At 72.0% G+C, this 20,359-nt stretch carries 18 protein-coding genes; 13 read left to right on the top strand and 5 right to left on the bottom strand.

Going from position 1 to position 20,359, the window contains the following annotated elements:
* Positions 1-30: 30 nt before the first annotated feature.
* On the bottom strand, positions 31-966 hold the full coding sequence (locus ACPA54_RS05135) for an RNA polymerase sigma-70 factor (RefSeq protein ID WP_423527204.1): 936 nt from the start codon (positions 964-966) through the stop codon (positions 31-33).
* A 461-nt stretch (positions 967-1,427) separates the two neighbouring features.
* Between ACPA54_RS05135 and ACPA54_RS05130 the strand changes: the two genes are divergently transcribed.
* Complete coding sequence (locus tag ACPA54_RS05130) at positions 1,428-2,549, top strand: hypothetical protein (RefSeq protein WP_423527202.1); 1,122 nt, start codon at positions 1,428-1,430, stop codon at positions 2,547-2,549.
* 45 nt (positions 2,550-2,594) lie between these two features.
* Here the strand turns inward: ACPA54_RS05130 and ACPA54_RS05125 are convergent, their stop codons facing one another.
* The gene (locus tag ACPA54_RS05125) at positions 2,595-3,581 is read right to left on the bottom strand and encodes a beta-keto acid cleavage family enzyme (RefSeq protein ID WP_423527824.1); all 987 of its coding nucleotides are present in this window, start codon (positions 3,579-3,581) and stop codon (positions 2,595-2,597) included.
* Positions 3,582-4,051: 470 nt separating this feature from the next.
* Between ACPA54_RS05125 and gadC the strand changes: the two genes are divergently transcribed.
* The 4 genes from gadC to ACPA54_RS05105 all read left to right on the top strand — a co-directional run bounded on the left by gadC (position 4,052) and on the right by ACPA54_RS05105 (position 8,633).
* The gene (gene gadC, locus ACPA54_RS05120; protein WP_423527823.1) at positions 4,052-5,536 is read left to right on the top strand and encodes a glutamate/gamma-aminobutyrate antiporter GadC; all 1,485 of its coding nucleotides are present in this window, start codon (positions 4,052-4,054) and stop codon (positions 5,534-5,536) included.
* On the top strand, positions 5,533-6,030 hold the full coding sequence (locus ACPA54_RS05115; RefSeq protein WP_423527200.1) for a hypothetical protein: 498 nt from the start codon (positions 5,533-5,535) through the stop codon (positions 6,028-6,030). Before gadC ends, ACPA54_RS05115 begins: the two co-directional genes overlap by 4 nt.
* Positions 6,031-6,097: 67 nt before the next feature.
* Complete coding sequence (locus ACPA54_RS05110) at positions 6,098-7,480, top strand: dipeptidase (RefSeq protein ID WP_423527198.1); 1,383 nt, start codon at positions 6,098-6,100, stop codon at positions 7,478-7,480.
* Positions 7,481-7,490: 10 nt separating this feature from the next.
* The gene (locus ACPA54_RS05105) at positions 7,491-8,633 is read left to right on the top strand and encodes a hypothetical protein (RefSeq protein WP_423527196.1); all 1,143 of its coding nucleotides are present in this window, start codon (positions 7,491-7,493) and stop codon (positions 8,631-8,633) included.
* Here ACPA54_RS05105 and ACPA54_RS05100 read toward each other — a convergent pair.
* Positions 8,622-9,710: an Lrp/AsnC family transcriptional regulator gene (locus tag ACPA54_RS05100; RefSeq protein WP_423527194.1), complete on the bottom strand. Its 1,089-nt coding sequence runs from the start codon at positions 9,708-9,710 to the stop codon at positions 8,622-8,624. The genes ACPA54_RS05105 and ACPA54_RS05100 overlap by 12 nt on opposite strands.
* A gap of 89 nt (positions 9,711-9,799) precedes the next feature.
* Between ACPA54_RS05100 and ACPA54_RS05095 the strand changes: the two genes are divergently transcribed.
* Positions 9,800-10,996: a M20 metallopeptidase family protein gene (locus ACPA54_RS05095; RefSeq protein ID WP_423527192.1), complete on the top strand. Its 1,197-nt coding sequence runs from the start codon at positions 9,800-9,802 to the stop codon at positions 10,994-10,996.
* A gap of 37 nt (positions 10,997-11,033) precedes the next feature.
* Here ACPA54_RS05095 and ACPA54_RS05090 read toward each other — a convergent pair whose 3' ends face one another.
* Positions 11,034-11,924 (bottom strand): YhjD/YihY/BrkB family envelope integrity protein, encoded by an 891-nt coding sequence (locus ACPA54_RS05090; RefSeq protein ID WP_423527190.1) that lies wholly within the window; start codon positions 11,922-11,924, stop codon positions 11,034-11,036.
* 192 nt (positions 11,925-12,116) lie between these two features.
* On the opposite strand from ACPA54_RS05090, the gene ACPA54_RS05085 reads away from it, so the two are divergent.
* Entirely contained in the window at positions 12,117-13,460 is a 1,344-nt protein-coding gene (locus ACPA54_RS05085) for a DUF1254 domain-containing protein (RefSeq protein WP_423527188.1), read from the top strand.
* Between the two features lie 137 nt (positions 13,461-13,597).
* On the opposite strand, the gene ACPA54_RS05080 is transcribed toward ACPA54_RS05085, so the two are convergent.
* Positions 13,598-14,158, bottom strand: a complete 561-nt coding sequence (locus tag ACPA54_RS05080) for a YceI family protein (RefSeq protein WP_423527186.1) — start codon at positions 14,156-14,158, stop codon at positions 13,598-13,600.
* Between the two features lie 228 nt (positions 14,159-14,386).
* Between ACPA54_RS05080 and ACPA54_RS05075 the strand changes: the two genes are divergently transcribed.
* The 6 genes from ACPA54_RS05075 (at position 14,387) to ACPA54_RS05050 (ending at position 20,330) form a co-directional block, all read left to right on the top strand.
* Positions 14,387-14,965 (top strand): toxin-antitoxin system HicB family antitoxin, encoded by a 579-nt coding sequence (locus ACPA54_RS05075; RefSeq protein WP_423527184.1) that lies wholly within the window; start codon positions 14,387-14,389, stop codon positions 14,963-14,965.
* 160 nt (positions 14,966-15,125) lie between these two features.
* Entirely contained in the window at positions 15,126-15,968 is an 843-nt protein-coding gene (locus ACPA54_RS05070; RefSeq protein ID WP_423527182.1) for a DUF4097 family beta strand repeat-containing protein, read from the top strand.
* A gap of 154 nt (positions 15,969-16,122) precedes the next feature.
* Positions 16,123-16,590 (top strand): helix-turn-helix transcriptional regulator, encoded by a 468-nt coding sequence (locus ACPA54_RS05065; protein WP_423527180.1) that lies wholly within the window; start codon positions 16,123-16,125, stop codon positions 16,588-16,590.
* A gap of 10 nt (positions 16,591-16,600) precedes the next feature.
* Complete coding sequence (locus tag ACPA54_RS05060) at positions 16,601-17,011, top strand: VOC family protein (protein WP_345677484.1); 411 nt, start codon at positions 16,601-16,603, stop codon at positions 17,009-17,011.
* Positions 17,012-17,135: 124 nt separating this feature from the next.
* Entirely contained in the window at positions 17,136-19,526 is a 2,391-nt protein-coding gene (locus tag ACPA54_RS05055; protein WP_423527177.1) for an ATP-binding cassette domain-containing protein, read from the top strand.
* 150 nt (positions 19,527-19,676) lie between these two features.
* Positions 19,677-20,330, top strand: coding sequence for a hypothetical protein (locus ACPA54_RS05050; protein ID WP_423527175.1), 654 nt, complete (start codon positions 19,677-19,679; stop codon positions 20,328-20,330).
* Positions 20,331-20,359 lie beyond the last annotated feature (29 nt).

The raw sequence follows: 20,359 nt of genomic DNA, 5'->3' as shown, positions 1-20,359 counted from the left end.
AGACGGACGCCCCCCCGCCCGGGCCGAACCTCACCCGGACGAATCAACCGCCCCGCCTTCGGTCTCCAACGCCTTGCGGTGTATCGCCCACGCGTCCGCCACAGGCCCCACGTGCTGGAGCTTGTCCGGGTTGAGGACGCCGCGGATCGTCTGGATCCGCCCGTCGAAAATATCGAGCGTCAACGTGCTCAACACCTTGTTGTCCCGATCGCGCAGGACGGCGCCCGGTTGTCCGTTGATCTCGTGCGGTTCCAGGACGACGCCGATGCTGCGGAACCGCGGCAGCAGCGCCGCCAGCAGCCGCGCCACGTTGTCGGAGCCGGCGGCCCGGCTGGCCAGCAGCGGCGCCTTCCCGCCGCTGTCGCCGGCCATCCGGACGTCGGCGGCGAGGAGTTCGCGCAGTCCGTCGACGTCGCCCGCGCGGAAGGCGTCGAAGAACCGTGCGGCCAGCTCCTCGCGTTCCCGGCGGTCGGCTTCGAAGCGCGGGCGTCCTTCGTCCATGTGACGCCGGGCCCGTACCGCGAGCTGGCGGCACGCCGCCTCCGACCGCCCGACGGCCGCCGCGATGTCCGGGAAACCGAAGGCGAAGACCTCGCGCAGGACGAACACCGCGCGTTCGAGCGGGCTCAGCCGTTCCAGGAGCAGCAGAGCGGCCATCGACAGCGAGTCGGCCAGCTCGGCCGAACGCTCCGGGTTCTCGTACGGGTCGTCCAGCAGCGGCTCGGGCAGCCACGGCCCCACGTACCGCTCCCGCTGGACGCGCGCCGAACCGAGCACGTCGATCGAGATCCGGGTGACCACCGCCGACAGGAACGCCCGCGGCGAGGCCGGTTCGGTCGGTGACATCTCCCACCGCAACCACGTGTCCTGGACCGCGTCCTCCGCCTCGGTCACCCTTCCGAGGATCCGGTACGCGATCGAGAACAGCAGCGGCCGCAGCTCTTCGAACTCCTCGGTGCGCGTCACGCCGTTCCTCCATACGCTCGCTGTCGGGTCGCCGACGATCGTGATCATCCGGAATGCGGCCGCACGAGCGCCGCGGCAGCGCTCCTTGAGACGAGACAGCCCGGCCCGCTGTGACATCGGAGGCGAACACCGGAATCGGCAACCGTGTGCCGCGGACACCGGCGTCGCGCATAGCGCGGCGTCCTCCGCGGTCTTTGCACTATCCGGCCAGGCCCACGACCGCCGGCTGCAACCGTGGGGGAGGAGGTGTCACGGTGCCCGGACCGGCGACGCAGGCCGCATTTTGTTTCGCGGTAAGCGCATCGACCCGGAGCACCGCAAGACCCGCGAACTGTGAAGCCCTCACCGATCCGCCGCCGCAGGCTCGGCCCGCGGCTTCCACCGGGGTGAGGTGACCGCCCACCGGGTTCGCGGCGTGTCGCACTCGAACATATGTCCGATAGTCGGATAGCTTTCGCGTCATGGCGACCTCCCGGGACGGCAGCAGGAGCACCGCAACCGCAACGGATATCCGCGATCTCGCGCCCACGACGCCCGTCCCCGCGTCCGCGAACCGCGGCACCGGCACCCCGACCGCCCCGCCCCAGCGGGACATCCACCACCGGCCCCGCACCGCGGACGTCGACTGGCCGTCCCTCGCCCACGCCTACGGCCCCGCCGACGACATGCCCGGCCTCTTGGCCGCGCTCCGCGTACCCGACGCCGCCGTGCGCCGTCGCGCACGCCGTCGCCTGGCCGGAAGCGTGTTCCACCAAGGCGACCGCTACTCCGCGACCGCGCCGGCCATTCCGCCCCTGATCGCCGCAGCCGACGACCCCGAGGCGCCCGACCGGGACCGGATCCTGCGCCTCGTCGCGCTCCTCGCCGTCGGGTACGACGATGCGCACATACCCGGCGGCTTCGACGCCGTCGGCCTGCGCGCGGAATCCGCGCGCATCGCCGCCCGTGACGTCGGCGAAGCCCGCCGCGCGATGGCCGCATGGGTCGCGGACGCACCCAACGACGACATCCGCGCCAACCGCGCCTACCTGCTCGACGTCCGCGACTTCGCCGCCGAACGCGACCAAGCGGCCCGGGCGCTCCGCTGCTACGACGAGGCCCTCGCCGGTGCGCCCACCTACCGGCGGCTGCTCCTCGACCCCGACGCGTCCGTGCGCACCGCGGCCGCCTACCTCCTCGGCTGGTTCCCCGAGGACGCGGCCCCCACGATCCCGCTCCTCGCCGCCCGTGCCGTCGCCGACCCGGACGGTACGGCCGCCACGACCGCGGCCATCGCCGCGAGCCTCCTGGGCGGCGGAACAGCCGTGGCGCCGTGGGCCGTCCGCATCCTCGCCGACACGGCCAGGGCCGACGTCGGAGACCCGGCAACCCGAGCCGCAGCCCTCGTCCTTACCCTCGCCCTCGCCGCGACACCGCGCGCGGATGAGACCACCCGGCGCGCAGCCGCAATCCTCTCCGACCTGCTCACGCTGCCCGGCGCCGAGGACACGCCGGGCCCCCGCAGTGAAGTCCCCCGCCTGCCCTACTTGGACGGCGACTGGTCCGCACTGGCCGCGGCCGTACTCGACCGGTCCGATTCCTGAGCGGACGCCTTCGACGCCGATCCCGCCTCGGCGCCCGCCCCGGTCTCAGCCCGTAGCCGACGGCAGTCCCAGCAAAGCCCGGGTATCCGCCGTCGTGGCGACCGGCCGTCCCGCCGCCCGGGCCAGGTCCGCGGCTTCGCGCACGAGTTCCGCGTTCGTGGCCTCGCGCAGTCCGGGGCCGGCGTGGTCTTCCAGACCGACGTGCAGGTGTCCGCCGAGTTCGAGGGTCAGCCGGGCGACGGGGGTTGCGAAGATGTCGCCGCCCATGACCGCCGTCGACCAGGGCAGACCGGTGCCGTCCAGCATGTCGAGGTAGGCGCGCAGGGCGGGCTCGGTGGGCGGGAGGCCGAAAGACGGGCCTGCGGTGGTCTTTCCGAGGTAGCCGTACTCGCCGCCGAAGTACAGCTTGACCATGGCGCCGGCCGGGAGGCGCCCGGCACGGTGCCACGCCAGCACGGCGCGCAGGAAGCCGGGCTCGTAGATGGCCAGGCTGGGTCCGAGGCGCAGTTGCGTGCACAGGTTCATCTGGTGGCGGATGTCGTCGTAGCTGTTGCTGTAGACGATGCCGCCGGTGGGGATGCCGTCCGCGTCGCAGCCGCCGAGGTTGACCGAACCGGGGTCGACGATGCCGATCTGCAGCCAGCCGCCCTTGGCGAGGAGTTCGACGTGCGCGAACGAGCCGGCCACGTCCGCGGCGTACCCCACGGTCGGATAGATCAGCGTGTCCGGGCGTTCGGCGAACACCTGTCGCCAGGCAAGCAGGTAGCGCTCGGCGACTTCTTCGCGGGTGGGCGGCGGTGCACCGGTGCTGCGGCCGGGCGTGTCGATGTGGTTGTGCAGGATCGCGGCGCCCGCCTCCAGGCAGGCGAGCGCGTCCCGGGCGATGCCGTCCGGGTCGCGTGGCGCACGCGGGTTGATGCCGTTGAGGGCGGCCTCGATGATCACCGCGTGGGACTGCTCGGACGGGACGGACACGAAGCCTCCTGCTGGTGCGAAGGACGCGCTGCCGACCGCGACGGCGCGGCCCTGCATCACGCCGGGACCGTACGGTACGGCGCGTGCGGATGCCAGAGCCCGGCCTGCGCGTTCACCGCACCTACGCGCTCCGCTGCCCCGCCCCTCGGCGATCTGCACCGGCCCCTTGGCGATCTGCACCGGCCCCGCCGGCGTGAAACCCACCGGTTCGCCCCCGTCCCATGCCCTGAGCCGACCCACTCCGTCCCCGAACCCTCCCAGGCCCCCACCCCCTGCCTCCGGAATTTCCGCCGCGTCCTCAACGCCCCGTCAATGCCTCACAACCCCAGGAGCAACACCGACCCCAGCTACGACACCCACCCCTCCTCACCCTCCACTTGCGTCCTTCCCCACCCTCCCCAATGATGCAACCCTGGATACAAACCGGGCCAAATAGGGCAATATCCGCCTACTTGTTTCGCGGCCACCCGGCCCGTATCCGGACCCCTGCCCCAGTCGTGAAGGCGGAAGGAGCCCTCGTGGCATCAATGGACGCGCCCGCAGGCCGAACAGCGGGCCGCAAGACCGCCGCCCACGCCGGTCCGAAGCTCAACGCCATTTCCTGGCTCGCCCTCGCGCTGATGACCACCAGCTCGGTGGCCTCCCTGCGCGCCGCGCCGACGATGGCCGTCTACGGCCTCGCCTGCGTCTTCCTCTACCTCGTCCCCGCGATCGTGTTCCTGCTGCCGACCTCGCTGGTCTCCGCGGAACTCGCGTCCGGCTGGTCCGGGGGCGTGTACCGGTGGGTCGCCGAAGGGCTGTCGAAGCCGCTCGGGTTCCTCGCCGTGTGGTGCCAGTTCGCCATGACGATCTTCTACTACCCGAGCCTGCTCGCCTACGTGGCCAGCACCTTCGCCTACGTCATCAACCCCGACCTGGCCAGCCAAGGCCTCTACACGGCGATCGTCATCGTCGTCACGTACTGGCTGGGCGTGTTCGTGTCCTCGCGCGGCACCAAGACCGTCGCCGGCCTGTCCAGCTGGGGACTCGTCATCGGCACGCTCGTCCCCGGCCTGATCCTGATCGTCCTCGGCGCCGTGTTCCTCGGCCAGGGCAACCCGTCGGCCGCGCCGATGAATTCGGGCCACATCCTGCCGCCGTGGACCGGCCTCGCCAGCCTGGTGCTCATCGTCAACAACTTCCTGAGCTACTCGGGCATGGAGATGAACGCCGTCCACGTCTCCTCGCTGCGCAAGCCCGCCAAGGAGTTCCCGAAGGCGATGTTCCTGGCCACCGGCCTGGTGCTGCTCATCTTCATCCTCCCGGCGCTCGCGATCAGCTGGGTCGTGCCGTCGTCGAGCCTGTCGCTGACCGCAGGCGTGATGCAGGCGTTCGACGCGTTCTTCGCCTACTTCAACGTGACCTGGCTGACCCCGATCCTCGGCCTGATGCTCATCGCCGCCGCCCTCGGCGGCATGCTGACCTGGCTGGCCGGCCCGTCCAAGGGCCTGCTGGCGATCAGCCGCGAAGAGGGCTACCTGCCGCCGTTCTTCCAGAAGCTCAACAAGCACGGCGTGCAGCAGAACATCCTGGTCACCCAGGGCTTCGTCACCACTGGCATCGCGCTGCTGTACGCGTTCATCCCGGACGTGTCCAGCGCCTACTGGATCCTGTCCGTCATCACCACGCAGGTCTACCTCATCGTCTACCTGCTGATGTTCGTCGCCGCGCTCCGGCTGCGCCGCAACAAGCCCGACCACCCGCGCGGCTTCCGCGCCCCGATGCTGCCGGTGCTGTGCGTCGTCGGCTTCGTCGCGTCGGCCGCCGCCATGATCATCGGGTTCGTGCCGCCGTCCCAGTACGGCTCCGGCAGCCTCATCTCCTACCTCTTCATCGTCGGCGGCGGCCTGGTCATCGTGGGCCTGCTGATCCCGTACCTGTTCCTCAGGTTCCGCAAGCCCAGCTGGAAACGCCCGGACACCGAATGGAAGGCCGGCGTCGGCACCGTCACCGAAGGCGAGGCGCAGGCATGAGCACCGGAAGCCCCGAGAAGACCCACCACCACCTCGGCGAAGACGTCGACCACGCGGGCCACGTCGACACCGGCGTCATGAGCCGCCGCTGGATCTACATCGGCGCGATCGTCATCCTCGTCGGCATCCTCGTCGCCGGACTCGTGTCGTGGAGCAACATCAAGGCCACCAACGAGGCCACGAACAAGGCGAACCAGCTCAAGAACTCGCTCGCCGCCGCCGGCCTCCCGGTCCCGACCACGGACCAGATCGTCCGCGTCCTCGGTACCGACGGCGGCGCCGTGTGCGCGGACCCCGCCACCGCGCTGCGCCACGGGATCGACCGGGTCGGCCTCACCAACGGGGCCGCCGGCCCCGGGCAGCGGCCCACCATCGGCGCCCCGGGCGTCGTCAACGCCGAACGCATCGTCCTGCAGACCTACTGCCCCTCCAAAGTCGACGACTTCGAGGACCAGGTCCGCCACCTCAAGTTCGACGACGTCGCCAACTCCTGACGCGGCCTGCGTCGGCCCCCGCACCCCCACCGCACCGACCGCCCGCACCGGAAGGACCACCCCCCGCATGACCACCGCGCCCGGCAAGCAGGCCCCCACCACCCAGGACCTGGCCCGCCGCATCCACGAGCAGATGGCCCGCACCAAGCAGGACCTCGCCACGCTCGTCGGCTTCAAATCCGTCGCCGACCCGCGCCAGTTCCCGCCGGAAGAGTGCGAGAAGACCGCGCAGTTCGTCGCCGACGCGTTCCGCGAGGTCGGCTTCGCCGACGTCCGCCTCGACCCCACCCCCGACGGCAGCAAAGCCGTCGTCGGCGAACGCCCCGGCCCGCCCGGCGCCCCCACCGTCCTGCTCTACTGCCACTACGACGTCCAGCCGCCGCTGGACGACGCCGCCTGGCACACCCCGCCATTCGAACTCACCGAGAAGGACGGCCGCTGGTACGGGCGCGGCGCCGCCGACTGCAAGGGCAACATCGCCATGCACCTGACCGCGCTCCGCGCCCTCGGCGACGACATCCCCGTCACGCTGCGCCTGGTCGCGGAAGGCTCCGAGGAACAAGGCACCGCGGGCCTGGACAACTACGTCCCGCAGCACCCCGACGTCCTGCGCGCCGACGCCATCCTGGTCTGCGACACCGGCAACGCCGCCGTCGGCACCCCCACCCTCACCACCACGCTGCGCGGCATCGCCAACGTCGTCGTCCACGTCGAGACGCTGCAGAGCGCGGTGCACTCCGGCATGTTCGGCGGACCCGCCCCCGACGCCCTCGGCGCGCTCATCGCGATGCTCGCGTCGCTGCGCAACGCCGACGGCATGACCGCGATCGACGGACTGGCCAACGACCAGGTGTGGGACGGCGAACCGTACGACGAAGCCCAGTTCCGGTCGGACGCGGGCGTCCTCGACGGGGTCGGCCTCGTCCCCGGCGGCACCGTCGCCGACCTGGTGTGGGCGCGCCCGGCGGTCACCGTCCTCGGCATCGACTGCCCGCCGGTCGTCGGCTCGTCGGCGTCCGTGCCGCCCAAGGCCAGCGCCCGGATCAGCCTGCGCGTCCCGCCCGGAGTCGACGCCGACGAGGCGCTGACGAAGCTCACCGACCACCTCAAGGCCCACGCGCCGTGGGGCGTCCGCCTCGCCTTCGAACCCGAGGAATCGGGGCAGCCGTTCAAGGCCGTCATGAGCGGGCCCGCCTACCACGCCCTCCAGGAGGCGCTCGAAGAGGCGTACGGTAAACCCATGACGACCGTCGGCCAGGGCGGCTCGATCCCGCTGTGCACGATCCTGCACCGCGTCTTCCCCGAAGCCGAGATCGCCCTCATGGGCGTGGAAGAACCCAAGTGCCTCATCCACGCCCCCAACGAGAGCGTGGACCCGAGCGAGATCGAGCACATGGCGCTCGCCGAAGCGCTGTTCCTGCTGAAGTACCCGGCGGCGGCAGCCGGCTGACAGGGCCCGCATGACCGATACCCCGACCTCGCAGGAGGGCTGGCTCCCGCCGGCCCTCCTGCGGGCGGTGTGGGCGCAGCCGGGACGGCTGGCCGAAGTGATGGCGCTGTTCGCGGTCCGCCACCTCGGCGCGGGCGCCGCCGCGTCCGCCCACGCCCGCCTCGAGAGCCGCGACGGCCGCACCGACGCGGAACTCGACGACGACGCCGTGCGCCACGGCACCTTGGTCACCGTCACCGAAGGCGCCTTCGTCGGCGGCCCGTTCCTGGTTTTCATCCCCGTCGCCTTCTGCGCCGCGCTGCTCGGCCAGGCCCGCATGGTCCTCGAAATCGCCGCCCTCCACGGCCGCGACACCCGCAGCGACGCCCGCGCCGCCGACCTCCTGGTCCTGCAAGGCGCCTACCCCGACACCCTGCAGGCCGGCGCCGCCCTGGCCGCGGTCCGCGCCCAGGCCACGGCCACGCCCGACCCGGTGGCGGGGGAGGAGCCCGAAGATGAGCCTGGGGATGCGCCTGGGGAGGAACCGGCCGCGAAGGCCGCCCGACCGACCGACCAACGGCCGGGGGAACCCGGGGACGCCACGGAAACCGGAGGGGCCGGAGGGGCCGGCAAACCCGGAGAGGGCCGCAAACCCGGAGAGGCCGGCAAGCCCGCCAAACCCCGCCTCACCGAACGCTTCGGCGCCCTCATGCGGATGGCCGCCGTCCTCGGCCTGATCACCCCCGAACCGGGCCCCCGCGGCCGCCTGCGCCGCATCCTCAGCTGGGTCTACGTGGCCGCGCTGATCGTCGTCGGCTTCGTCGTCCCCCTCGTGTGGATCCCCGCCATGGGCTACGGCTACAAACGCGCCACGCCCGCCCTCGGCCGCCGTGCCGTCGCCTACTACACCGGCGCGGCCCCCGACGGCGGCGACAGCGCTCCCCTCATCGCGGGCCGCGGCTTCGACCCCATCGGCGTCGTCACCTTCATCCGCACCCTCGTCGCCGCCGCAGTCCCGCTCGCCGCGGTCGGCTTCGTCGTCCTGGCCGACATCCGCATCGGCGACAGCAACATCGCCGCCGCCGGCGTCGCCATCGTCGTGGCCACCCAAGTCGCCGCGGCCGCATGGGTCGTCTACCGCCTCCGCAAGCGCCACCGCACATCAGGGCGCTGACCGAGGCCCGTCCTCCCCCTCCCACAGCTTCATCGGCACATACCCCACGCACCGACCGTCCGCCGCCAGGATCCGACCGATGCGTTTGGCGGACTCCAGGACGACCGTGCGGTCGAGGACTTCCACGCGGGGGTAGCGGCGGATCAAATCGGCTTCGAACGCGGGGAGGTCGGCGAGGGAACGCAGCCACATGGCGGCGTAGAGGTTGGCCGGGCCGGTGACGGCGGCGGACATGCGGACGTCGGGGTGGGCGGCCAGGCGGCGCCCCACCTCGTCGAGATCGGGTGGCGGGACGCGCAGCCACCACAAGGCGGTGACCGGCCAGCCGGACAGCGTGTGGGCCACCTCGCAGCGCAGCCGGGCGTGGCCGGAGCCGATCAGCCAGGCGACGCGGCGGGCGGCGGTTGCGGGGCTGACGCCGACGGCGCGCGCCAGGGCGCTGACCGGGGCGCGGGCGTCGCGGCCCAGGGCGAGGACGAGTGCGCGGTCCACGGCGGTGACGCGGCGGTCGCGCGGGGTCTCGTCGGAGGCGGTGCCGAGGGTGCGTTGCTGTCCGGCGTCCAGGGCGCGCAGGCGCCACGCCGCGCCCTCCTGGTAGAGCCGGGTGACCAGGTGGGGCCGGACCGAGACGACGCCGGGGACGTGGGACAGGCGCTGCTGCATGTAGGCCGACAGCGCTGTCGCGTCGGGGGCCCCGACGGTGAGGAGCAGGTCCCGGCCATCCGACACGTGTTCGACGCTGACGGCCTGCGCGTCGCGCGTGAGGGTGTCGCGTACCGCGGCCAAGGCGCCGCGTTCGACCGCCAGTTCGACCAGGGCCAGGCAGCCCGGGCCTCCGGTGCCGCGTCCCGGGCCCGCGTAGCACGTCACCCATGCGCGCCCCGACGCGGACAAGCGGCGCCACCGCCGCGCCAACGTGACCGCGTCCACGCCGAGGACCGGCGCCAGCCCCGACCACGGCGCGCGCGGCGCGACCTGCAACGCGTGCACGAGCGCCAAGTCCAGCTCGTCCAACGGCTCCGCAGCCGCGGCGGCCCGTCCCGTTCCGGCGGACGAATCGACGGAATCCTGCGCCACGCACCCCTCCCTTGCGGACATCCGGCATCCGGAGCGCCATCCCACACCCTGGCGCCACCCTGGCGGAAGCCCACGAGAGGAATCCCACGATGACCGTCCTCGACGACGCCCGCGCCCTGCACGGCGACCTCGTCCGCATGCGCCGCGACCTGCACTCCCGACCGGAGATCGGCCTGGACCTGCCGTACACGCAAGAGCGCGTCCTCGCCGGGCTCGACGGCCTTCCCCTCGACATCGCCACCGGCCGCGCCCTCAGCTCGGTCGCCGCCGTCCTGCGCGGCGCCCTCCCCGGCCCGACGGTGCTGCTCCGCGGCGACATGGACGCCCTCCCGGTCACCGAACGCTCCGGCGTCTCCTACGCGAGCACCGAACCCGGACGCATGCACGCCTGCGGCCACGACCTGCACACCACCATGCTCACCGGCGCCGCCCGGCTCCTCGCCGCCCGCCGCGACGCCCTCGCCGGGAACGTCGTCTTCATGTTCCAGCCCGGCGAGGAAGGCCCCGGCGGCGCCGGCCTGATGATCGAGGAAGGCGTCCTGGACGCGAGCGGCGAACGCGCCGTCGCCGCCTACGCCCTGCACGTCACCTCGGCGATGATCCCCTCCGGCCTGTTCACCGCCCGCGCCGGCACCGCCATGGCCGCCGCCGACAGCGTCACCGTGACCGTCCGCGGCGCGGGCGGCCACGGCTCGATGCCGCACCGCGCGAAGGACCCCGTCCCCGCGGCCTGCGAAATGGTCCTCGCCCTGCAGACGATGGTCACCCGGCGCTTCGACATCCACGACCCGGTCGTGGTGACCGTCGGCAGCTTCCACGCCGGAACCGCCGAGAACGTCATCCCCGCCGAAGCCGTCTTCGGCGCCACCCTGCGCTCCTTCACCCGCGAATCGCACGCCCGCATCAAGGACGAGGTCGCCCAGACCCTGCGCGGCATCGCGGCCGCCCACGGCCTCGCCGTCGACGTCGAATTCGACGGCACCGCCTACCCGGTCACCGTCAACGAGACCGGCGCCGTCGACCACGTCGCCGCCACCATCCGCGAGGTCCTCGGCGAGGAACGCTTCTTCCCCCAGCCGCGCCCCGGCGCCGGCGCCGAGGACTTCTCCCTCGTCCTCGAAGACGTCCCCGGCGCCATGGTCATGCTCGGTGCCTGCCCGCCCGAACGCGACCTCGCCAAGGCGCCCGCGAACCACGCCCCCGAAGCCGCTTTCGACGACGCCGTCCTCGCCGACGGCGCCGCCGTCTACGCGGAACTCGCGCTGCGCCGCCTCGCCGCAGGCTGACGGCTCCGGGCCGCCCCCTCAGCCGAGTGGGGGCGGCCTACGCCGCCGCGTCCACCCCGCGGCGCGGAGTCCGGTGCCACCCGTCGGCCTCCGGCACCCCGCGCGCCCACGTGCCGACCCGGCCGGCGGACTGCGCCACCACCGCGCCCAGCACCGTCGCCGCAATCACCACCGCGAACAGCGCGACCAGCCACGACTCGATCGAGAAGGCGACGCCGATCGTGCCGTAGCGGCGCTCGTTCGTGGTTAACAGGTGCGGCACGTACCGCGCGGACAGCTGCCCGAACGCGACCGTCCCGGCCATCGTGAACACCGCCGTCGGCACCAGCGCCCGCCACCGCACACGGCCGGACAGCAGCACGAAGGGCGTCCACCACCACAGCGCCACCGACCCGGCCACCACCAGCAGCGTCCGCAGCACGCCCAGCGCCGCACCGCCGTGCGTCACCTTCACCGTGAGCCCGATGACGACGAAGTAGACGACGATCCCCACGATCCACGCCAGCGGCCGCCACGCACTGCGCAGCCCGCCCGGCGTCAGCACCCACGCCCGCTCGTAGACGCGCTGCAGCGCGCGGCTGAAGCTCGTCGCGCTGAGCAGCACGAGCAGACAGCCGATGACGGTGAGCCCGGCCTCGGACGTCGCCGCCGTGAGGTCCTGCACGTTGGTCCTGGTCTCGCCGCGCAGCCCCAGCCGCGAGCGCATCCAGTCGAGCATGCCGTCGCCGACCGCGGTGGGCGCGGCCGACGCGAGGACGATCACCAGCGGCATGAGCGCCAGGAACGCCTGGGCGGCGAGGGCCATCATGCGGTCGGTGATCTGGATGTCGAGGGCGCGTCCCACGCAGCGTCCCGGGAACGTCGTCCGCCACACCTTGCGCCAGGTGCGGATGCGCGCGCGTACTCCGGCAGTTGCCGCGTCTGCCACCGGGCAGCCTCCCCACGTGTCGGCGCGGCCGCGATGCCCTCCGCGGAACGCGCCGTGCCGAGGCCCACCGCGCGGGATGGCGGGCCATGGGGGAGTGGTTCCCCCGGTTGCCGGGCGATCGAAACGTGCATTTATTGGCAATACGACTTATTCGGTGCAAATCCGTGCACGGTTCCCGAAAGGACGGTCGGCATGCCCGCAGCCTCCGACGACCTCGCCCGACTCGCCGCCGAGGCGTACATCTACGGCTACCCCCTCGTCTTCGACACCGCCATGGTGGAGCGTTGCACGGCCGACGGCTTCGGCTCCATCCCCGCCGCACCCCCCAACACCTTCGGCCACGCCACCGAGCCGGCCACCCCCCGCGACGACTTCGTGTCCATCAACAACGACACGCTCTACTCGATCGCCCAGCTCGACCTCAGCGGCGGCCCGCTGCTCCTCCACGTCCCCGACACCGCGGACGCCTACTACGTCCTGCAGTTCGTCGACCTGTGGACCAACAACTTCGCGTACGTCGGACGCCGCGCCACCGGAACCGCCGCGAGCACCTACCTGATCACCCCGCCGCACTGGATCGGCAGTGTCCCCGACGCCACCCCCGTCATCAACGCGCCCACCACCCGGGTCAGCATCGTCGGCCGGTTCGCCTGCGACGGCCCCGACGACGCCGCCCGCGTCGCCGGCCTGCAAAAACAGCTCACCCTCAGCCCTCTCGGCGCCGCCGGCACCCTCGCCGGACTGCCCGTGCCCGACCGTGAAGTCCGCGAAGACCTCCGGTTCTGGGAGCAACTGCGGGTCCTCATGGCCGCGTTCCCGCCCGCCGACCCCGACCGCGCCTACCAGCGCCGCTTCGCCCCGCTCGGACTGCTCCACTCGGGCGAGTCGCCCTACCGCGACACCCCCGACGGGCTCGCCGACGCCCTGCGCGCGGGCATGGCCGCCGGCAAAGCCCAGGTCGAGGCGTACGGGAAGGATCCCGGGTCCGACCCGAGCGGGTCGCGCTGGATCATGTCGATGCACGCCTTCGACTACAACCTCGACCACCTGGGTCTCGGCACCGTCGACGGTCCCCAGTGGAAGATCGCCGACCGCACCGACTCCTACCTCGACCGGGCCTCGGCCGCCCGCATGGGCCTGTGGGGCAACCACGCCTACGAGGCGCTCTACGCCCAGACGTTCGTCGACGTGAACGGCGACACCCTGGACGGGAGCCGCGCCTATACGCTCACCTTCGGCGAACCGCCGCCGGTCGAAGCGTTCTGGTCGGTGACGATGTACAGCGTCCCCGACTACTACCTGGTCGACAACGCCATCAACCGCTACTCCATCGGCGACCGCACCGAAGGCCTGGTGTACGGCGACGACGGGTCGCTCACCCTCCACCTCCAGCACGGCAAGCCGATCGAAGGCGAAGAGGCCAACTGGCTGCCCACGCCCTCGGGGGCGTTCCGTCCGATGATCCGGCTCTACCAGCCGGGCGCGGCGCTCCTCGACGGGACGTACCGGCTGCCCGACATCGTGCCGGCGCCGTAGCCGGCGGCGGGGCGAAGTGTCGGACGGGCCTGGGCCTGTCCGACGTTCGGACGGGCCCTGAACGTCGGCGTTCGGCGAAGCCTCGGAAACGGCGAAGCCCCCCGCGGGTGCGGGGGGCTTCGCCGGGTGGGCCAGGGCTACGGGTTCTTCACCGCGGAGATCTCGAACTCGAGCGTTACCTTGTCGCTGACCAGGACGCCGCCGGTCTCCAGCGTCGCGTTCCACGTCATGCCGTAGTCCTTGCGGCTGACGACCTGCGTGCCCTCGAAGCCGACCCGCAGGTTGCCGTACGGGTCGCGGGCCGCGCCCGTGTACTCGAATTCCAGGCTGATCGGCCGCGCGACGCCCTTGATCGTCAGGTTGCCGGTGAGCCGGTACGTCGACGGGGACAGCTGCTCGGCGCCGGTCGACACGAACTCCAGCGTGGGAAAGTTCGGCGCGTCCAGGAAGTCGTTCGTGCGCAGGTGCCCGTCGCGCTGGTCGTTGCGGGTGTCGATGCTGTCCGCCCGGATGGAGACGTGCGCCGACGACTTGCCCGGGTTGTCGCCGTCCAGGGTGATCGTGCCCGTGAACTCGTTGAACGCCCCGCGCACCTTCGTGATCATCGCGTGGCGCGCAAAGAACCCGATCCGCGAGTGCGTCGGGTCGATCGTGTACGTGCCGGTCAGCTCGGACAGGGGGATCACGCTGTCGGTCATGTGCAAGCTCCGTCGGTGGTTCGGGGCGGGGTGCCGGACGAGGCGGTTCCGCGGTGCCTCGGGGACGGCGCGGGCGTGCCGGAGCGCGCGCCCGTATCGGTACGAGCCTGTGCCCGCAACCGGGGCCCGGCAACCCGAGGGATCGTGGCGCCGGTATGACGCCACCCGATTGCATTAATGGCGCCATAAACTCTTGCGTGGCGCCATCAATGGCGCCATGATGGCGTCATGGACCTTTCGCCCTACGTCGAGAACCTCCGCATCGAACTCGTCGTGGCCGCCGACGCCGGCGGCGACGAGGCCCGTGCGCTGGCCGAACGACTCACCTCGCCGCTCGAGGCGGCCGCCCGCCTCACCCTGCTCAGCGCCCTGTCGGACGCCGCCGACGAGATCACCCGCGAACTCGCCCCCGGCTCCGTCGACCTCCGCCTGCGCGGACTCAACCCCGAGTTCGTCGTCAACCCCGGCGTCGCCGTGGAATACGACGGCCCCCTGACCGGCCATACCGGCCATACCGGCCCCGCCGGCCGTCCGGCCGCGGCCCCCGACCAGGCCGCGGGACCGGGCCACGGGCTGCCCGCGCCCGAGCCGGACGACGACGGCGGCACCGCCCGCATCAACTTCCGCGTCCCCGCGGCCCTCAAGAGCCGTATCGACGAAGCCGCCGCCGCGGAAGGCCTGTCCGTCAACGCCTGGCTCGTCCGCGCCGCCAACGCCGCCCTGGCACCGGCCGAACCGGCCCGCCAGGCCACCCCGCAGCGCTCCCGGCGCTACGGCGCCGACCACTTCACGGGCTGGGTCCGCTGACCCCACCCCGACCGCACGCCGTCACGGCGCCAACTGGCGCCAACTAGCGCCAACAATGGCGCCACGCTCGATGCCACCGCCCGCACGTCTCGCGGCCGATGCCGCATGCCTTACCCGACCCGGCAGCACCGCTGCCGCCGACCCTGAGGACGACACCGCCATGCCCAGCTTCGACACCCCCGAACCGATCTCCGTCGCCGCCGACTTCGACGCCGGCACCCTCCGCCTCGTCGCCCACGACGGTCACGCCACCACCACCGTCGAGATCCGACCCGCCAACCCGGCCCGCGACGTCGACGTCAAGGCCGCCGAACAGACCACCGTCGACTTCGCGCACGGCACCCTCACCGTCAAATGCCCCAAGCAGCGCCGCTCCTTCCGGCGCAGCGGCGTCGTCGAGGTGACCATCGACCTGCCCGCCGGGTCCCGCGTCGTCGGGAACACCAGCATGGGCGACCTGATCGCCGACGGAACCCTCGGCGACGTGCGGTTCAAGACCAGCATGGGCGACGTCCGCGTCGACCGGACCGGCGCGCTGCACGCGGAATCGTCGTACGGCGCCATCAGCGCCGAACACGTGGCCGGCGAAGCGTTCGCCAGCACCGGGACCGGCACCGTGGACCTCGCCGCGGTGGACGGCCACGCGGTCGTCAAGAACGCCAACGGCGCCACCCGCCTCGGCCATGTGCGCGGCGAACTGCGGGCCAAGGCGTCCAACGGCGAGATCGTCGTCGACCGGGCCGACAGCAGCGTCGTCGCGAAGAGTTCCAACGGCGACGTGCGGATCGGCGACGTCGGCCACGGCAGCGCCGTCCTCGAGACCGCACGCGGCGACATCGAGATCGGCATCCGCAAGGGCACCGCCGCCTGGCTCGACGTCGGCTCGCACTTCGGCACCGTGCACAACATGCTGTCCGCCTCCGACCCCGCCGCCAAGAGCGACGCCACCGTCGAGGTCCGCGCCGGGACCGCACTGGGGGACATCACGATCCGACGCGCCTGACCCCGCAGCGGACCCCGCAGCGGACCCCGGACCGGCCCGGGACCGACTCCCCGGCCGGACCCCACCGGAACCCCGCCGGGCCTCCGGCGCCGCCGAGGCGCGCCGCACCCCGCGGCCGCCGCCGGACGTCGGCGCGGCATGGCAGCATCGGGCCGTGACCAGCAAGCCCGACAGCCCCGGAGGCGCCGACAACCGGGAGCACCTGCGCGAACTGGCCCGGCTGCGCCGGGTGCGCGACCGGATCGACCGCGAGTTCGCCCAGCCGCTCGACGTCGAAGCGCTCGCCCGCGGCGTGCACATGTCGGCCGGGCACCTGAGCCGGCAGTTCCGCCGCGCCTACGGCGAACCGCCGTACCGCTACCTGATGACCCGGCGCATCGAACGCGCCATGGCGCTGCTGCGCCGCGGCGACCTGAGCGTCACCGACGTGTGCTTCGCGGTCGGGTTCTCGTCGCTGGGCACCTTCAGCACCCGCTTCACCGAACTCGTCGGTGTCCCGCCGAGCAGCTACCAGCGCCGGGAAGCCGACAAAACCGGCAACGAGGAGATGCCGTACTGCGTCACCAAACACGCCACACGGCCCGTCAGGAATCGAGAAGCAGACCGCACGCAGCGCACCTAGGCTCGTCCGCATGGACGTGACGATCAACGCGAGTTTCCTGCCGCACGACGACCCCGAGGCCTCGCTGGCCTTCTACCGGGACGCCCTCGGGTTCGAGGTCCGCAAGGACGTCGGCCAGGGCGCGATGCGGTGGATCACGGTCGGCCCAGCCGACCAGCCCGGCATGTCCATCGTCCTGGCCCCGCCCGCCGTCGACCCGGGAATCACCGACGACGAACGGCGGACCGTCACGGAGATGATGGCCAAAGGCACCTTCGCGATGATCCTCATGGCGACCGCGGACGTCGACGGTGCGTTCGCCCGGCTGGAGGCCGCCGACGTGGAGATCGTCCAGGAGCCGACCGACCAGCCGTACGGCGTCCGCGACTGCGCGGTGCGCGACCCCGCGGGCAACCTGGTCCGCATCCAGCAGCAGAGCTGAAAACCGGCAGCAGGGCCGAACCGGGCAGCAGGGCCGGACCCGGACCATGCCGGACCGAGACCTGCCGGACCGAGACCACGCCGGGCCGAGCCGTGAGGACCGCAGACGCGGTCGGGGAGAGACGATGAGCACCGCGAGCAGGAAGAAGACGGCCGCTTCCACGCCGGACGCCGCCGACCGGCACGATCTGATCCGCGTGCACGGCGCGCGGGTCAACAACCTCAAGGACGTCAGCGTCGAGCTGCCGAAGCGGCGGCTGACCGTGTTCACGGGAGTGTCGGGGTCGGGCAAGAGTTCGCTGGTGTTCGACACCATCGCGGCGGAGTCGCGGCGGCTGATCAACGAGACCTACAGCGCGTTCGTCCAGGGCTTCATGCCGACGCTCGCGCGCCCCGAGGTCGACGTCCTCGAAGGACTGACCACCGCGATCATCGTCGACCAGCAGCGCCTGGGCGCCGACCCGCGGTCCACCGTCGGCACCGCGACCGACGCGCACGCGATGCTGCGGATCCTCTTCAGCCGGCTCGGCGACCCGCACATCGGGCCGCCCAGCGCGTTCTCCTTCAACGTGCCGTCGGTCCGGGCCAGCGGGGCGATCACCGTCGAACGCGGCGAGAAGTCCAAGGCCGTCAAGAAGTCCTTCTCGCGGGCCGGCGGCATGTGCCCACGCTGTGAAGGCATGGGTTCGGTGACGGACCTCGACCTCACCCAGCTGTACGACGCCGCCAAGTCCCTCGACGAAGGCGCCCTGACGGTGCCCGGCTACAAGGCGGGCGGCTGGAACTACCGGCTCTACAGCGAGTCCGGGTTCTACCCGGCGGACAAGCCGATCGGGAAGTTCACCAAGCGGGAACTCCACGACTTCCTGTACCACGAGCCGACCCGTATGAAGATCGCGGGCATCAACATGACCTACGAAGGTCTGATCCCGCGGATCCAGAAGTCGATGCTCGCCAAGGACAAGGAGGCGATGCAGCCGCACATCCGCGAGTTCGTCGACCGCGCGGTCACCTTCACCGCCTGCCCCGACTGCGGCGGCACCCGGCTCGCCGAGCCCGCCCGCACGTCCCGGATCGACGGCGTCAGTATCGCCGACGCCTGCGCGATGCAGATCAGCGACCTCGCCGCCTGGGTCCGCGGCGTCGACGACCCGTCCGTGGCGCCGCTGCTCGCGGCGCTCGGGCACAACCTCGACTCGTTCGTCGAGATCGGACTCGGCTATCTCTCCCTCGACCGGCCCTCCGGGACCCTGTCCGGCGGCGAGTCGCAGCGCGTCAAGATGATCCGGCAGCTCGGCTCGTCGCTGACCGACGTCACCTACGTCTTCGACGAGCCCACGATCGGCCTGCACCCGCACGACATCCAGCGCATGAACGAACTGCTGCTCCAGCTGCGGGACAAGGGCAACACCGTCCTCGTCGTCGAACACAAGCCCGAACTCATCGCCATCGCCGACCACGTCGTCGACCTCGGCCCCGGCGCGGGCGCCGGCGGCGGCACGGTGTGCTTCGAAGGCACCGTCGCCGAGCTGCGCCGCTCCGACACCGTCACCGGCCGCCACCTCGACGATCGCGCCAAGGTCAAGGACAAAGTCCGCACACCGACCGGCACGCTGGAGCTCCGCGGTGCCGACACCCACAACCTGCAGAATGTCGACGTCGACATCCCCCTCGGCGTGCTCGTCGTGGTCACCGGCGTCGCCGGATCGGGCAAATCCTCCCTCGTGCACGGGTCGATCCCGGTCGGCGCGGGCGTCGTGTCGATCGACCAGAGCGGCATCCGCGGATCCCGGCGCAGCAACCCGGCGACCTACACCGGCCTGCTGGAACCGATCCGGAAGGCGTTCGCAAAAGCCAACGGGGTCAAGCCCGCACTGTTCAGCGCGAACTCCGAGGGCGCGTGCCCGAACTGCAACGGCCTCGGCGTCGTCTACACCGACCTGGCGATGATGGCCGGAGTCGCGACACCGTGCGAGGAATGCGAAGGGAAGGGCTTCGAGGCGTCGGTGCTGCAATACCGCCTCGGCGGGCGCGACATCAGTGAAGTCCTGGCGATGCCGGTCACCGAAGCCGAGGAGTTCTTCGGCACCGGCGACGCACGCACCCCCGCCGCACACACCGTCCTCGGCCGGCTCGCCGACGTCGGACTCGGCTACCTGACGATCGGCCAGCCGCTCACCACCTTGTCCGGCGGCGAACGCCAACGCCTCAAGCTCGCCACCCACATGGCCGACAAGGGCGGCGTGTACGTCCTCGACGAACCGACCGCGGGCCTGCACCTGGCCGACGTCGAACAACTCCTCGGTCTGCTCGACGGCCTCGTCGACTCCGGCAAGTCGGTGATCGTCGTCGAACACCACCAAGCGGTGATGGCGCACGCCGACTGGATCATCGACCTGGGCCCGGGGGCAGGCCACGACGGCGGACGCGTGGTGTTCGAAGGAACCCCGGAAGACCTGGTCGCCGGCCGGGCGACGGTGACGGGACGGCACTTGGCGGAGTACGTGGGGGCGTGACGCGGCTGCTCGTCCGCATCCGCGGCCGCGCAGGCGCGGGCGGTTCCGTTGGTTGACCGTGCGGAACCGCCCTCGCCGTGGGGGCACGGTCGTGTCCCCTGCGCGTAATCCCGGTGCGCCGGGCCGCGCCCGGCGATTACCGTGCCCGCCGTGATGGCTCGCCCGAACGAGCTGTTCGCCCACAGGCTCGTTACCCGACTCCTGGACTCGGCCGTGCGGGCGCACAACCCGAAGCTGCCTCCGTTGGAGGACGAGATCCGGCGGTTCGTGCGCGTCATGCACAGCTCACGGTCGCACCTGGCGTTGAACCTGCTGATGACCACTGCCTCGCTGCTCGACATCCTCGCCGACGAGACCACGACCCCGGTGTTCGCCACGCGCCCGCCCGCCTACCGCGCGAAGCCGGCGCGGGCGGCCGGCGACGAGCCGGCCGCGGACCTCCTCCACGCCCTCGCCGCGCTGCTGCGCGAGCACGCGTACGACGTGCCGACGCTCGCCGAGCTGCCGATGTCGCAGCGGGAGGCGCTGCTGCGGTTCGACTTGACCGCGTCGTACACCTCGTCGCTGCGCGACGGCGTCATGGGAGACACGGTCGAGGAAGCGTGCGACGCGCTCGTCGCGATGAACCATCCCGACTGCGAGGAACTCGCGGAACTCGGCGGCGAACTCCAGCGCGTCCTGCTGATGTTCCCAAGCGCGGACCGGCTCGCGGCGGCGTTCGCCGCGAGCATCCCCGCACCGCGGCGGGACGACGTCGAACTGCTGCTCGACGCCGTCCGTGCGCATTTCGTGCGGTGGCACTGATCCCCGGCGTTTCTGGCCTGCGTTCGGTG

The sequence above is a fragment of the Uniformispora flossi genome (genome assembly GCF_049534875.1).
In the GTDB taxonomy this organism is placed as follows: Bacteria; Actinomycetota; Actinomycetes; order Streptomycetales; family Streptomycetaceae; genus Yinghuangia; species Yinghuangia aomiensis.
The sequence above is the reverse complement of the archived record's forward strand: the minus strand, read 5'-3'. Positions and strand labels throughout refer to the sequence as shown.

Coding starts and splice junctions, on each gene's coding strand:
- ACPA54_RS05130 (WP_423527202.1), top strand. CDS start 1,428: ATGGCGACCTCCCGGGACGGCAGCAGGAGCACCGCAACCGCAACGGAT.
- ACPA54_RS05125 (WP_423527824.1), bottom strand. CDS start 3,581: ATGCAGGGCCGCGCCGTCGCGGTCGGCAGCGCGTCCTTCGCACCAGCA.
- gadC (WP_423527823.1), top strand. CDS start 4,052: ATGGACGCGCCCGCAGGCCGAACAGCGGGCCGCAAGACCGCCGCCCAC.
- ACPA54_RS05115 (WP_423527200.1), top strand. CDS start 5,533: ATGAGCACCGGAAGCCCCGAGAAGACCCACCACCACCTCGGCGAAGAC.
- ACPA54_RS05110 (WP_423527198.1), top strand. CDS start 6,098: ATGACCACCGCGCCCGGCAAGCAGGCCCCCACCACCCAGGACCTGGCC.
- ACPA54_RS05105 (WP_423527196.1), top strand. CDS start 7,491: ATGACCGATACCCCGACCTCGCAGGAGGGCTGGCTCCCGCCGGCCCTC.
- ACPA54_RS05095 (WP_423527192.1), top strand. CDS start 9,800: ATGACCGTCCTCGACGACGCCCGCGCCCTGCACGGCGACCTCGTCCGC.
- ACPA54_RS05085 (WP_423527188.1), top strand. CDS start 12,117: ATGCCCGCAGCCTCCGACGACCTCGCCCGACTCGCCGCCGAGGCGTAC.
- ACPA54_RS05080 (WP_423527186.1), bottom strand. CDS start 14,158: ATGACCGACAGCGTGATCCCCCTGTCCGAGCTGACCGGCACGTACACG.
- ACPA54_RS05075 (WP_423527184.1), top strand. CDS start 14,387: ATGGACCTTTCGCCCTACGTCGAGAACCTCCGCATCGAACTCGTCGTG.
- ACPA54_RS05070 (WP_423527182.1), top strand. CDS start 15,126: ATGCCCAGCTTCGACACCCCCGAACCGATCTCCGTCGCCGCCGACTTC.
- ACPA54_RS05060 (WP_345677484.1), top strand. CDS start 16,601: ATGGACGTGACGATCAACGCGAGTTTCCTGCCGCACGACGACCCCGAG.
- ACPA54_RS05055 (WP_423527177.1), top strand. CDS start 17,136: ATGAGCACCGCGAGCAGGAAGAAGACGGCCGCTTCCACGCCGGACGCC.